Annotated in this window: 10 protein-coding genes, 2 pseudogenes and 1 CRISPR repeat array; all 12 genes and pseudogenes read right to left on the reverse strand. The window is 45.2% G+C overall.

The annotated features are described in order from the left end of the window. Entirely contained in the window at positions 1–294 is a 294-nt protein-coding gene (locus ACX4JR_RS12985; RefSeq protein ID WP_476057865.1) for a transposase, read from the reverse strand. 78 nt (positions 295–372) lie between these two features. After that, on the reverse strand, positions 373–864 hold the full coding sequence (locus tag ACX4JR_RS12990; RefSeq protein WP_476058453.1) for a transposase: 492 nt from the start codon (positions 862–864) through the stop codon (positions 373–375). Positions 865–876: 12 nt separating this feature from the next. After that, a pseudogene (locus ACX4JR_RS12995) lies at positions 877–1,245 on the reverse strand (IS3 family transposase); the annotation flags it as partial. Further along, positions 1,209–1,535 carry a transposase gene (locus tag ACX4JR_RS13000; RefSeq protein ID WP_476058454.1) on the reverse strand — a complete coding sequence of 109 codons (327 nt, stop codon included), beginning with the start codon at positions 1,533–1,535 and terminating at the stop codon, positions 1,209–1,211. The pseudogene ACX4JR_RS12995 and the gene ACX4JR_RS13000, both read right to left, overlap by 37 nt. Before the next feature lie 70 nt (positions 1,536–1,605). Continuing rightward, positions 1,606–7,325: direct repeats of the CRISPR family, unit length 30 nt; unit sequence GTTTCAATTCCTTATAGGTAGGCTACAAAC. 179 nt (positions 7,326–7,504) lie between these two features. Continuing rightward, positions 7,505–7,768: a CRISPR-associated endonuclease Cas2 gene (cas2, locus tag ACX4JR_RS13005; protein ID WP_476060564.1), complete on the reverse strand. Its 264-nt coding sequence runs from the start codon at positions 7,766–7,768 to the stop codon at positions 7,505–7,507. A 50-nt stretch (positions 7,769–7,818) separates the two neighbouring features. Further along, complete coding sequence (locus tag ACX4JR_RS13010) at positions 7,819–7,992, reverse strand: hypothetical protein (protein ID WP_476058455.1); 174 nt, start codon at positions 7,990–7,992, stop codon at positions 7,819–7,821. Positions 7,993–8,046: 54 nt separating this feature from the next. Further along, a pseudogene (locus ACX4JR_RS13015) lies at positions 8,047–9,473 on the reverse strand (ISLre2 family transposase). Positions 9,474–9,877: 404 nt separating this feature from the next. After that, positions 9,878–10,507, reverse strand: coding sequence for a hypothetical protein (locus tag ACX4JR_RS13020; protein ID WP_476058456.1), 630 nt, complete (start codon positions 10,505–10,507; stop codon positions 9,878–9,880). 69 nt (positions 10,508–10,576) lie between these two features. Beyond that, a complete protein-coding gene (locus tag ACX4JR_RS13025) occupies positions 10,577–11,230 on the reverse strand; it encodes a transposase family protein (protein WP_476058457.1) in 654 nt (217 codons plus the stop codon). Next, positions 11,223–12,134, reverse strand: coding sequence for a Druantia anti-phage system protein DruA (locus ACX4JR_RS13030; RefSeq protein WP_476058458.1), 912 nt, complete (start codon positions 12,132–12,134; stop codon positions 11,223–11,225). The genes ACX4JR_RS13025 and ACX4JR_RS13030 overlap by 8 nt, the downstream gene beginning before the upstream one ends. Before the next feature lie 155 nt (positions 12,135–12,289). Continuing rightward, complete coding sequence (gene cas1b / locus ACX4JR_RS13035) at positions 12,290–13,282, reverse strand: type I-B CRISPR-associated endonuclease Cas1b (protein ID WP_476058459.1); 993 nt, start codon at positions 13,280–13,282, stop codon at positions 12,290–12,292. 12 nt (positions 13,283–13,294) lie between these two features. Continuing rightward, entirely contained in the window at positions 13,295–13,801 is a 507-nt protein-coding gene (gene cas4, locus ACX4JR_RS13040) for a CRISPR-associated protein Cas4 (RefSeq protein ID WP_476058460.1), read from the reverse strand. Positions 13,802–13,813 lie beyond the last annotated feature (12 nt).

Below are 13,813 nucleotides of genomic sequence, written 5' to 3' on the forward strand. Positions count from 1 at the left end.
CTAGATCCCGTTTTTTTTAAGCAGCTGGTTCTCTATGGTCAGTTCAAGGAGGGCTTTTTCAAGACGTTCTTTTTCCTCTTTGAGGCTTTTTATTTCAGGGTCGTTCTTTTTCTTTCCATTTTCTTTGAGGCTAGCAATGGCACCGTCCATTACCTTTTCCCGCCAGCGGTAGTAGTCCGAGTGGTAGATCCCGTAGCGGCGGCATATTTCGGCTACCGAGGTGTCACCTCTCATGCCTTCAAGGACGATCTCGAGTTTTTCCTGCGGGGTGAATTTGCGCTTCTTTTTACCCATGGTTTGGTTCCACCTTCCTTAGTATTGTTTTATCAAAAGGAAGGAGGCCTGTCCAATTTAGTGTCCATTTTTTGGGATCTACGTCACCCGTTGTGAAACATTATAGTAGTTGCTAACAACTTGATACGCTTCAGCATAGCTGGAAAATTCATACCGGGATAAGCATTCCTCCTCTAAGATTGCGTGAAAGGCTTCGATGTGAGCGTTTAAATTAGGCGTTTTAAAGGGTGTCCTCTCATGCTCTATATTCAACTCTAAGCATGTCCCTTCAAAGAGGTTGCTGATAAATTGCGGGCCGTTGTCGGACCGAATAACCGGCTTTTGCTTGGACGTAAAAAGCTGCCGTTTTAACAGTGCTCTTTTCAGGGTGATTGCAGCATCTCTTGCCTCACATGATAACCCTATATGATAGTCAACAATGCAACGGTCAAATACGTCTATAATGGGCATAATGAAAAAGAACCTGTTCTCGCCGGCAATATAACCATATTTCACGTCAACTTCCCACAACTGGTTGGAAACGGTAACGATCCGGTTGCGGGCCAGCTTTTTGGGGTGCTTTCTTTTCACTTTCCTCTGCGGTCGCAGTATTTTTAGTTCTTTGCAGAGGCGGTAAACTTTTTTCTTATTAATTAGCAAGTTATATTTTTTACGCAGGCAATGGGTTAATTTTACATACCCGTAGGCGACACCTTCAGCGACAATAAGCTCACAAAGCCATTCCTTAACCTGTTCATTGCTAATTATTTTATTATTTTTTGTTAAGGTATGCCGGGATTTAGGACGGCCACCCGAACGAGTTTCTGACCTGGGTTTGCGATGTAGGTTATAGTAATAGGTGGAACGGCTAATACCAATAATTTTTAAAACCAGTGAAACTTTGTAACCCTTCTGTATCCATTTTTTAGTAACCGCTATTTTATCGGCAAGTGTGGGTTTGTTTTTTTTAATAAATCACGCAAAATGGCAATTTCCAGGTCTTTTTCGCCCAATAACTTCTTTAGCTTTTCGTTTTCTTGCATTATTGTTTTATATTCTTTTGAGGAAGGGTTGTTTCCGTTGTTTTGTAGCTGTCCTTTTTCAGGGTAAAGGGTACCGTATTTTTTATAGGTTCTTACCCACCGGTTGACAAGGGAGGAGGAAATGTCGTGCCGCCGGGCTACGATGGATCCGTTTCCCGTTTCCATAACTTCTTTGACTATTTGCATTTTCATTTCCGGTGTATATTTTCTTCTTGTCATTGAATGCAGCCCCCTATAACTTTAAATTTTAGTAGGGTTAAGACTATCTGTCCAATTCAATTAGGGGGCTAAATAGATTCCTTATAGGTAGGCTACAAACTTCGCGAATGCCAGAGCATTCTGCCGGAGCGGTTCCGGTTTCAATTCCTTATAGGTAGGCTACAAACGGTGAGCCAAAAAATTTTTTATGTCTCAGTTTTTCTAGTTTCAATTCCTTATAGGTAGGCTACAAACTCCTCGTATTCCTATATCTATAATATATCAAGCTCTGTTTCAATTCCTTATAGGTAGGCTACAAACTTATTTGGTTTTTGGAGGAATTGACTTCCTCCGAGGTTTCAATTCCTTATAGGTAGGCTACAAACCTATCTGGGGCATGACAATATGGGGAATAAGTCCCAGTTTCAATTCCTTATAGGTAGGCTACAAACGCCCAATTCAATTCGAAACCCGCAGTCCGCGGTAAAGTTTCAATTCCTTATAGGTAGGCTACAAACAACCTACCCTTACTACCCATAGGACGATTAAACTTGTTTCAATTCCTTATAGGTAGGCTACAAACCATATCTTAAAAGCTGTATGTGACCTTGAGCTGTACTGTTTCAATTCCTTATAGGTAGGCTACAAACCATATCTTAAAAGCTGTATGTGACCTTGAGCTGTACTGTTTCAATTCCTTATAGGTAGGCTACAAACATGCCGTTCTGGAATACGACCCGGAAGAATACGAAGGTTTCAATTCCTTATAGGTAGGCTACAAACAAAAAAACGTATAAAGGAAATCGTTCGGCCGTTTTTTGTTTCAATTCCTTATAGGTAGGCTACAAACTTTTTTTTGAGCACTTCGTTCTCGAAAGATAACTGCTGTTTCAATTCCTTATAGGTAGGCTACAAACCAGCGGATTCGTCTGCCTGGCTCCGCGGAGCGGGTAAATGTTTCAATTCCTTATAGGTAGGCTACAAACGGTGTTTATGTAGCTTCTGGCTGCTGCATTTTTGCCGGTTTCAATTCCTTATAGGTAGGCTACAAACCTGCTTGACTTTATCCCCATCCCTCCACTGGATATGTTTCAATTCCTTATAGGTAGGCTACAAACCACTCCTGAAAAGCTGCGAAGATGGTGCCATGATATGTTTCAATTCCTTATAGGTAGGCTACAAACCGGATATATATTGCCAATTGCTGGTCATGCAGTATCGTTTCAATTCCTTATAGGTAGGCTACAAACTCTTAACAAAGAAAAATTACGTTTTGCGAAATAACCTGTTTCAATTCCTTATAGGTAGGCTACAAACTTTAATGTCACTTCTGATTATCTTCTTGGGCTTTCAGAGTTTCAATTCCTTATAGGTAGGCTACAAACGAAAGTTGAAGAGATAGCAAATGACCTTGAAGAGTAGTTTCAATTCCTTATAGGTAGGCTACAAACGCTTTTCAAGCCACTTTGTTATCCACCTACCAGCGGGTTTCAATTCCTTATAGGTAGGCTACAAACGCCCTACATCGGCGGGCGCAGCGCCAGCGGGGACGGGTTTCAATTCCTTATAGGTAGGCTACAAACCGCCTGGACCGCTTCGGCCGCCTTGATGGTTTCGTTGTTTCAATTCCTTATAGGTAGGCTACAAACGTGTCCTTGTGCACCCACCCGAAGATACTGCCCAGGAGTTTCAATTCCTTATAGGTAGGCTACAAACTGGCTATCCTGCTGGCTATCGCCTGCAGTAGTGTTGTGTTTCAATTCCTTATAGGTAGGCTACAAACTCTTTGCACTTACGTGGCTTCGGCGCTCGGTCAGAATGTTTCAATTCCTTATAGGTAGGCTACAAACCCCAACTAGGCATACCCAGACCCCCTTACAGATTTCAGTTTCAATTCCTTATAGGTAGGCTACAAACCTGATGCAATAATAAATGGTCATGCCGGCAAAATAGTGTTTCAATTCCTTATAGGTAGGCTACAAACCCTAGTTGGGAGCAGGAGAGGAAAAAGGTCTGGGGAAGTTTCAATTTCTTATAGGTAGGCTACAAACATGGTGGAGAAGTGGTTAAGGATGTGCATATAAAGACGGTTTCAATTCCTTATAGGTAGGCTACAAACCACCCCTGGCTTACTCAGTAACTCCTTTTCCGCTACCCCGTTTCAATTCCTTATAGGTAGGCTACAAACTATGGGGTGATATTGTGTCTGTTTATAGTGTAGGAGTTTCAATTCCTTATAGGTAGGCTACAAACGGCAAAACAAATTATTATTTATTCGCCGCTCTAAACGGTTTCAATTCCTTATAGGTAGGCTACAAACATGGCTGCAAGGCCGGGCATAGGGGCATGAAAATACGTTTCAATTCCTTATAGGTAGGCTACAAACAAACGTGGCTAAGAAACTGCCGGAAGTTTTAGACCGGGTTTCAATTCCTTATAGGTAGGCTACAAACGGGCGGGCGTTGATGAGTACCCCACACGGGGGCACCTGTTTCAATTCCTTATAGGTAGGCTACAAACCATATCTCCCAACCCAACTCATCCGCTATCAACTGTAGTTTCAATTCCTTATAGGTAGGCTACAAACGGGTGTGGTGTGGTGTTGATGATGTTGAGCATGTGTAGTTTCAATTCCTTATAGGTAGGCTACAAACGTAACCCGGTCGGCACCAGGCCGGGGAAGGGAAACTAGTTTCAATTCCTTATAGGTAGGCTACAAACGAATACCGAAAATGTGTATTTTAGGCATTCTATAGCCGTTTCAATTCCTTATAGGTAGGCTACAAACTCGGATTCGGGGATAATTTCGCGTTCCCGAATCCCGTGTTTCAATTCCTTATAGGTAGGCTACAAACGCTATTAGTGTATCTGTCTCCCTACCAGCAGGCATGTGTTTCAATTCCTTATAGGTAGGCTACAAACCGGGTTTACAGGGGCGGTCGCCTATACGGCGATCCGTCGTTTCAATTCCTTATAGGTAGGCTACAAACTACAATGTGCGGGCCGGGGAATAACAAAGGAGGTAAGTTTCAATTCCTTATAGGTAGGCTACAAACAAACACAAGGTTATTAGAACGCGGTATTTATCATTAGTTTCAATTCCTTATAGGTAGGCTACAAACAACCGATCAGCCCTGTTATACCAGCTCCAGCACCGAGGTTTCAATTCCTTATAGGTAGGCTACAAACCGGAAAAGCCGGAAACTGAAGGCGCGCTCCGTGAAGGTTTCAATTCCTTATAGGTAGGCTACAAACGAACGGAAACTACGGCGTTCAGCGGTGGAATCAGCCAGGTTTCAATTCCTTATAGGTAGGCTACAAACTTATCTCACCCTCCGTTCATCTTTGTTATTTATATTTGTTTCAATTCCTTATAGGTAGGCTACAAACTAAGTTTTTCGTGAAATTCAATGCCTTTTTCTATTAAAGTTTCAATTCCTTATAGGTAGGCTACAAACTGCTTGCTATAGCTAACTTTATTGCATTAAACCTCATGTTTCAATTCCTTATAGGTAGGCTACAAACATAGCAAGGCTAAAACCGTTGGTGCAGTTTTGATAACGTTTCAATTCCTTATAGGTAGGCTACAAACTTTATCGTGGTAGATGTGTAGTTCGTATTCCAAGTCGTTTCAATTCCTTATAGGTAGGCTACAAACCTAAATAAAGAAGTTAAACAAAAAATTATGGAATGGGTGTTTCAATTCCTTATAGGTAGGCTACAAACCAATAATCCTGTATCCGGACAACCCCAAATATGAGCCGGTTTCAATTCCTTATAGGTAGGCTACAAACGGTCAACCCCTTCATCGGCAAAAAACACAACCAAACGAGTTTCAATTCCTTATAGGTAGGCTACAAACTTTTGTTGAGTAACATCAGGCCCACCTATTCTAAAGCGGTTTCAATTCCTTATAGGTAGGCTACAAACTAAAAGAGTGGGAGCCGACGGCATAGGGATTTACCAGTTTCAATTCCTTATAGGTAGGCTACAAACCTACACTAGCCCGGCGCCGCTCTTCGCGCAGCGTATGTTTCAATTCCTTATAGGTAGGCTACAAACGACTTTTGGGCACCAATTTGGCACCAGTGCCTGCGGGTTTCAATTCCTTATAGGTAGGCTACAAACTATAATCCCGCGAAATTTCAACCGTAAGTTTCAGGCATGTTTCAATTCCTTATAGGTAGGCTACAAACGCTCATATTTTCGAATGGCAGCCACAATGCGGGCAGTGTTTCAATTCCTTATAGGTAGGCTACAAACAAAATGATCGGCGGATGGCTCAAATCGGCCCGCCGGGTTTCAATTCCTTATAGGTAGGCTACAAACCCATACTGGCCATGGACTTGGCCGAGCAGGGACGGAGTTTCAATTCCTTATAGGTAGGCTACAAACCCCCCATGGAGCAGACGAACACCATTCTGGGCTTGCGCGTTTCAATTCCTTATAGGTAGGCTACAAACTCATCGAAAAGGCGCGGGCCCGTGATATCCTTCCAGTGTTTCAATTCCTTATAGGTAGGCTACAAACGCCTTGATTAGCTCGCCTGCCATGTGCAGGTGGAGGTTTCAATTCCTTATAGGTAGGCTACAAACGCAGTATAAACATCACCAGCACCGGCACCCTGGCCAAGTTTCAATTCCTTATAGGTAGGCTACAAACTGGGTTTGTCGTTCCACCCGTTTCACCTCCTTGGCATCGGTTTCAATTCCTTATAGGTAGGCTACAAACTCGGCGGCCTCCTGGAACACACCCTGGGGGTGGTTAGTTTCAATTCCTTATAGGTAGGCTACAAACCCTGTCCGCCGCCCGGTGGGTCCCGTAGCCCACCCTGGTTTCAATTCCTTATAGGTAGGCTACAAACCCCGGCCCATGCAAATAACCTCATCCGGCGGAGGGCGTTTCAATTCCTTATAGGTAGGCTACAAACGACCAGAACATGGAGATGAAGCCGAGTGGCCGAGGAGTGTTTCAATTCCTTATAGGTAGGCTACAAACTCAGCCTGGCCAGCGCCGGGGAATGCCCCTCCTAAGTTTCAATTCCTTATAGGTAGGCTACAAACGATAGAGCCGGTCCTGCGCACCCGGTACCCATCCAGAGTTTCAATTCCTTATAGGTAGGCTACAAACGTGATCATTGCTTTGGACGGAACGTGGCACAGGCCTCGTTTCAATTCCTTATAGGTAGGCTACAAACTGGTTTCGCAGCACTCCACCACGGCTCCGTTTACCTGCACATCGAAGAGTTGTTTCAATTCCTTATAGGTAGGCTACAAACGCTTGGAGCGGGAAAAACCTTACGAGGCGCAAATTAGTTTCAATTCCTTATAGGTAGGCTACAAACCCATACTGGAGCCGGTCAAGTTCCCCGGCCTGGCGCTGTTTCAATTCCTTATAGGTAGGCTACAAACTTGTTATCCGGTATTTTGGCTTTTATTTTTCTTCCGGATGTTTCAATTCCTTATAGGTAGGCTACAAACCTTTGGTAAACTAAGTATAACAGTTTCCAAATTTCTGTTTCAATTCCTTATAGGTAGGCTACAAACGTCGTTTGAGAATTTAGATTCGAAATAGTTGTACTTGGTTTCAATTCCTTATAGGTAGGCTACAAACTTTTTAACTAAATGCCGATTTTAAGGCCCTAATGAGTTTCAATTCCTTATAGGTAGGCTACAAACTTTATAGTTATCAGGGCACTAAAATCGGCATTCAGTGTTTCAATTCCTTATAGGTAGGCTACAAACTTACAAAGGCCAGGAGCGGCCAAACTGATTTAAAAAGGTTTCAATTCCTTATAGGTAGGCTACAAACCCGTTTAAAGCTCATTTTGGGGGTTATAAAGATCGATTTTTAGGTAGAAAATCACTAAACAATATGCTTTTTGGGATTTTTTATACCTATAATTCCCCCAAAAACCATCAAAAAATATATATTTTTTTCCGTCGACCTCCAGGGGTTTTTGCATTATTGGGGGTCGACGGAAAAAATTTCTATAAGAAAATTTCTTCCCCGCCCTTTTTCACACCCATGGTTTCACGACTTGAATACTGGAGCGTTCGAAACACATAAATAATTATGGAGTCTTCCTTAATATTTATTACGCGGCGGAGCTCGGTTTTTAATTTTTGATAATTGGCCTTGGAAATTTCACCTTCCAGCACAGAGTTCTGAACCCAATGAAGATATTTGCGAGCGGTTTTTAAAACTTTTGATACACGTTTTACATTAACATCATATACCAAAATTACAAACATGTCTACCCCCGCCTCGATATTGGTCCGTGTCAAGATTCAGTAGGTATCTTTTAACATGAGACCTCACCGCTTAAAACATTAGTTTTACGGCGGCGGCCTTGACAGCCACCCCGCATGTGATATAGTTTCAGTACCGACGGGGCGGTTCCGGGGAACATGCTGCATACTTTAGCATACCCCGCCGGCTTGTACATTTTATCACATGCGGGGACCCCGGCTGTCAAGGCTACCCTCCGGCGCCGCCTGAAAACCTCAAAGGCTCTCCAAGAAACATGCTTTTACAAAAGAGCAGAAAAGCTGGGACGGCTAAGTTCACGTAAAACATACTTAATCCACAGCCGGTCAGCAAAAGGACCCTTTAAAGCCGGAACAGACGCCTGCAGCCATTTTTCCACATCCTCTGTTTTTTGTTTTTCGACTGGCTTTAACTGCGCAATTTCTCTCAATTTCCGGTGTTTCACCGGCCAGCGCAAAGTATAATTGCTAAGCTCCCCGTTTGCCTTAGCAGCCAAAACACGGGCCATCCGGTCTCCTCCAGGGATTGTCCACCTGGCTCCCAGGCGTTTCATCCGCCGGGCCACGTTGTGTTGAATCTGCCCTTCAATGGTGCCCAAACGTTTTGCTCCCGGCGAGGCAGCGATCCCCGCCCAGTTTTCCTCAAGATAATGCAGAAGTTTGGTGATCCTCTTCTTCCGGTTGCCCCTGGTGTTTTTTGCTGCTTCCGTAAGAACTCTTTGGGTCTCCTCCCAGTTACCCTGGGAAACGGCCAGGGCCACCTTCCGGTAGGTTTCTTCGTCGTACCAGAGGGCCTCGGTTAAATGCCTGCTCAGGTGGTATGGGTCTAAGCGATACACAGCGCCGGGAAAGTAATCAATTCCCTGCTTGGACCAGTCTGCCCCGTCGCCGCCGATGAAGATCCTTTCGGTTTGGCTCAGGTCCCATTTTCCCCCGGCTACGGCATAGTTTTCTTCCCAGGCTGCCTTACCGTCATTTAGGCTGCTTAAAACAAGCTTGTTTTTCAGGGCGAAGCGACCTTGGCCAATTTGTTCCTTCCCTTCGTAGGCGACCATATGCTTAATTTCTCCTCTTTTCTCTTTTGTCTTCTGCAGGCGGATTATCACTCCGTCGGCTTCGATACACAGCTCCGGGGTTACCTCTTTTCCGCCGGGAGCTTCGCCCTTTTCAAAAACCGCTGCCCTTTTTTCTTCTCCTTCTTGCTGCAAGACTTCTCCCACTTCTTGGGTAGCCTGCCAGACGGTCATGGGACTTAGGCCGGAAACAAGGTGGTTTAAGATCTCGGCGGCACGGGCAAAGGAAAGTTCGGTGCTTAGTTTGACGGCCAGTTCTTTTAAACGGGGGGTGATCTTGGCCCGGGCTGGCCAGCCCAGCAGCTCGTCTAAAAAGAATTTGGTTTCCCCGGTTTTTTGTTCCTGTACAGGCGCCTTTTGAAGAGAAATTCCCCAAAGGTGCTTACTGCTGTTTTAGCCCGAAAGCCGACCACTTCCCAGGTGCTCCGGTCACGTTCATTCATCAGGCGGGTATCGATCTGTTCCAGGGCCCAGGTGAAAATTTGGTTGCAGACTGCCTGGCACAGCTCATGGATGCCTTTTTCAAGCTCATAAAAGTCTTTGCACTCGCCAATTAATTTAGTTAGGCCAGAATCGAATAGAAGGACTGCCCCCACTATGTGGCGAATATTTAACATGAGACCTCGCCTTCCTTTAATTTCCGTTGGAGTGTTTTTGGGGTGTTTTTGGGGTGAGGTCTCATTTCTATTTCTAGGAGGTTGATTTCCTTCTGGTGCCTACTGAAATTTTACACGGCCGGAGAGCGTACAGTGCTGACGCACGAAATATTTTATAAAGTCCCTCAGGTCCTTTTTCGACACCCGGCAGTATAGTACGCAGGCAAAGAAATGTTTTTTACTGTAAACCTGGCAGTGGTCTGGATATTTATGTGATTGCCTGGATAGAATTGACCCAAGCAGGATTAGGCGAGGTGGCCCTCCCCTGAAGTGGTTTTTTGTTTGGCAGGTAACTCGCGTGACTAAATTACCAGACGAAGCTGAGCTGGTTTATCGCGCAACCTGCTCAATCTGGAAATATCGAGTCATTTGCCCGTGAATGTCTGCCGTAAAAACCGCAGAGTGCCGCGCATGCCCAACGTTTGAACAGTATCCCATAAGGCTACGGTGTGTAAGGTGAGAATATTTATCAGATGGGCCAGGCGCATCAGGGCATGCCACTCCTTCAAAGCGTTCCAGTTATACGAAAATGGATGTTCATAGTTGTATCTGTGGCGTTTTTCAATCAGGAAATTCTTTTCAATGCCCCACCGGTGGCGGGCAGCCCGGTTGCAGTGGTTGATTACGTTTTTCCGGGTAATCGGGGTGCCCGACACCCACGCCCAGGTAGCCTGGCGGACCTGTCCATTTTCCTCCCATATCTCGGTGCAAACCACAAAATGGATCAATAGGCGGTGATGCTGATTCCCGGCATCCCGCCAAACGTAACTAATGTCGTTAGCCCACCAGAAGACCTGCATCCGGTCGCCCCACTGGTGAGTCCGGGTTTGCTCCGGTTCCAGTTGATGAATTCCTAAAGCATCCTCCCAGACCGATTTAAGACAGTTCGAGGGCAGAACGATCATGAAATCCCATTTGTTCTTCCGGCATATCTGCATTACTGGGCCGTTGGGGTAAAGACCGTCAGCCACGATCAGAAGAGGAAGTTTGCCCATCAGTTGCTTGATCCGGGGAGCTAAACGTCGAAAGGCCTTTAATTCGCAGTCCTGTTTTTCTTGTGAATTTTAGCCGGCCTGATTTTCACAAAATTCAGCCAGCAACGGAATGACAATCCCTTGCGGACTCACCAGGGCGGCTTCTAAAAGGTAAACGCTGTAGTTTACTTGGTCATCCCCACTCTTCTTGCGACGAAGTGCTTCCGCTGCAAAAGGAATAGTCCGGGTGAACTTTTGGGTACCATCAATGGCAACCACATAACGTTTCTCTACCAAAAGCGCTTGCAGCTTCTTCGACCGCAATAGCTTACGAACGGTGATGCCTAAAATATCTTCAATCTTGTCGGCTGGAATCCTCTCCAAAAGCCGGGCCAGGGTGTCCATATGGGGAATACTGTCTATTTCAGGAAAGATGGTCTGTAGTGTGTCTAAAATACCTGGACGGGTCAACTCCCGGTTGGCTTCGCGCCGGGAATTATACTGAAAGATAAACAAAAGCAGACCAAAAACCATGAGCACGGTAAGTTTGTGCCTTATACTCCCAGGCCGGCGGGGGTCCTTTATACGGGCAAACTTTTCCAGCAAGCCGGGCAAGATCGCTCGCCAGGCATTCACTTGTGCCTCCACGGTCGACTGCCGGGCTTCTTGTTCTTCCTCCACCGTCTTCCAGGGGCTTTTGCAGTTGGGCAAGGTAGCCGAATTTATTGCCTCCGGATTACGCATCAATCTCATCTCCCTCACCTGCCACCGGCGCCGGCGCGCAAAGCTCCGCCCGCCAGTCCCGAACCAAAGGATAAACGAACATCATTTTGACCACAGGATGACTTTTTTTCTTCCGGGGTTCTCTGCCCAGGCCGGCTGTTTCGCCTATGTACTCCCAGTTGGCCGCCCGGTAGCAGGTCCCCCGGTACGGCGGGGTTACAAAGGTCTCTAAAAGCACCGGGGCGTAACCGTACCGTTTTTGCCAGTCCGCCCGGATGCGCCGGGCCACCAATGCCAGGGCATGGCTGGCCAGGTGCGGAATTTGCACTCCCGGCAAAATGAGAAAACGGCTGTTGTTGACGATCCGGTAACGAAACCGGTTGCATTCCAGCGCCGTCCACCCAATCCAGGCTTCCCGAACCGCTACCTTTCTGGCCGACGCTGCAAACAGCATGGCACCTAAAACCCGTACTTCTCCTCCAGCCCGGCTGTGAATCCAATAACGCTGGTGGGCGCCAAAGGGCTGGCGGTAACCAAGCGGGTGATAAGCCGCTATCGTTGCGTTCCAAAGAGGTTGTTCTTTTAGCGGTACCGGATCAACCGTCACCGGAAGATACTGTTTTAAAGAACCTTCCATGGAAATGCATGGTAATGGCGCAGCCTTCTTTGCGTTTCTTCTGGGCGGATTCTTTTTGGGGGGCAGTTCAATTAAACCTGAAGCCTCCATCTGTTCCAGTAACAAACGACATGCATCCAATTTCAATTTACCGTTCGGTGCTTTCCAGGGCAGGTTCTCGCAAATCGTGGCGAACAACTCCCGGCGACTCAGCCGCTTGAACTGCCGGACAGTTTCTTTGATTAACGCCAAATCCTCTGCCGTAAAAAGACGATCACCAATCCAAAAGGGTGGGTCCCATGAACGCAAAAATATCGCCATCCTCTCTTTATTCATTCCCACCCTATTATCTCATAACGCCCTGTGCATTGTTCACCCCTATTTGCAACGAAATTTTCTTCCTTGTGCCCCCAATCGTTGGATTGACGGGGGGTCTTTTATTCATGCGTCAGCACTGTCGATATTTACCAATGAGCAACAAAGGGCTCGTAGGTTTGTTCGCCAATAAGGTGTTTTTCCAGCTTGTACAGTTCCATTCGGATGATTCTACGGTAGGAAACCGGACGTCCTATTCCTTTATGCTTAATGGTTGTTTTTAATTTAGAATCAAGTTCTTGTACAAAAATCTTCCTGGCCCGTTCTTTCATCATTAAACCTTCTCCCACTGTCTCAAAATCGTTTACATTAATCATCTTCTTACCCAGGACGTTAAATATTACCCGGTCAACAATTATAGGTTTAAAAATTTCTGCTAAGTCTAGGTTTAAAGAAAATCTTCGGAAATTGGTTGCATGAAGAAAACCTATTCGTGGATCCAAGTGAGTTTTATATATTTCACTTAAGGCAATAGTATACATCAGGCTGTTTCCAAAACTTATTAAAGTATTTAAATGGTTCCGGGGCGGGCGTCTGGACCGTTCTTCAAAGGGGAAATCAGGATTACGGGTTACTCTATCGAAAACTTTGTAATAATGATCTCTAATGTTACCTTCTGCTGCCATCAACTTGTTAATATCATTGTAGTCATCCAACGTCATTATGATTTCGTCTATCCTCTTCAGGGTTTCACTTAAGCCGCCCACCCGGTTATTGTAATAGCGAAGCACCTGTCTTATATTCCTGGCAGCCCCACTAACAATTTTACGAGCAATGCGAATTCGCTTTTCTTCATCCAAGTAATGCTCGGCCTGCCTTAAAATCATAAAACCTGAATTTAAGTGTTCCCTGGGATAGAAAGTACCCATATAATAACCGTAATAACTAAAATAGTGAATGATAATTTCCTTTTGGGACGCAAATTCCAGAAATTTTTTATTCAGGGTAACCTCACCGAAAACCATAATTTCCCCGACATCTTCCACGGGAAGGTATTTTTGTTTCTCCTCGGTCTCAAAATATAAAGTGTTTCCCTTACGCTTAAGCTGGCCATTATTAAATATATAGATAGTTTTTTTCAATCTTACCCCTCCTTAAGACCAACAAAACTCTACATAAGCACAATTCCGGCAAACATTCTTTTTTTCAGCTTTAGGAGGGATGGGCTCATATATAATCCGCAATATGTCCCTTTTTGCCTGCTCCAATTCGTTAATCAACTCACTGTCTAACTCCAGTAGTTCTCGTCTCTTTTCTTTCGGAAAGAGAAGTTCTCCCCTGGCGGTGATTCCCTTCTTTTGTAGTTCCAACAAGTAAAAAGCCAACTGCATCCTGGCGCTCTTGATGTGTTTGCTACTCTTTTTGACTTCCGCCACCACTAAACCATGCCGGTCTTGCCTAACCACATCGAATTTCATGTTTCCCAATGCCACTTCTTTTTTATCCCTGCTATATGACTGCTGAGCAAAAAAGCGGCCCAACACAACATTCGGATCGTCTTCATCAGGGGTAATTTGACGGCCCATTAGCCAAACTTCACGTTTACAAACATAGTAATACCAGATGAGGGTTCCGCCAATATGAATGTCATTATCCGGCATAAAAGTCCCCTC

It is taken from the genome of Desulfofundulus sp. JL263-se (assembly GCF_056316025.1).

Bases quoted from the DNA above. Each gene is read 5' to 3' on its own strand.
- cas2 (WP_476060564.1), bottom strand. From the start codon at position 7,768: ATGTTTGTAATTTTGGTATATGATGTTAATGTAAAACGTGTATCAAAA.
- ACX4JR_RS13000 (WP_476058454.1), bottom strand. From the start codon at position 1,535: ATGACAAGAAGAAAATATACACCGGAAATGAAAATGCAAATAGTCAAA.
- cas4 (WP_476058460.1), bottom strand. From the start codon at position 13,801: ATGCCGGATAATGACATTCATATTGGCGGAACCCTCATCTGGTATTAC.
- ACX4JR_RS13020 (WP_476058456.1), bottom strand. From the start codon at position 10,507: ATGGGCAAACTTCCTCTTCTGATCGTGGCTGACGGTCTTTACCCCAAC.
- ACX4JR_RS13025 (WP_476058457.1), bottom strand. From the start codon at position 11,230: ATGCGTAATCCGGAGGCAATAAATTCGGCTACCTTGCCCAACTGCAAA.
- ACX4JR_RS12985 (WP_476057865.1), bottom strand. From the start codon at position 294: ATGGGTAAAAAGAAGCGCAAATTCACCCCGCAGGAAAAACTCGAGATC.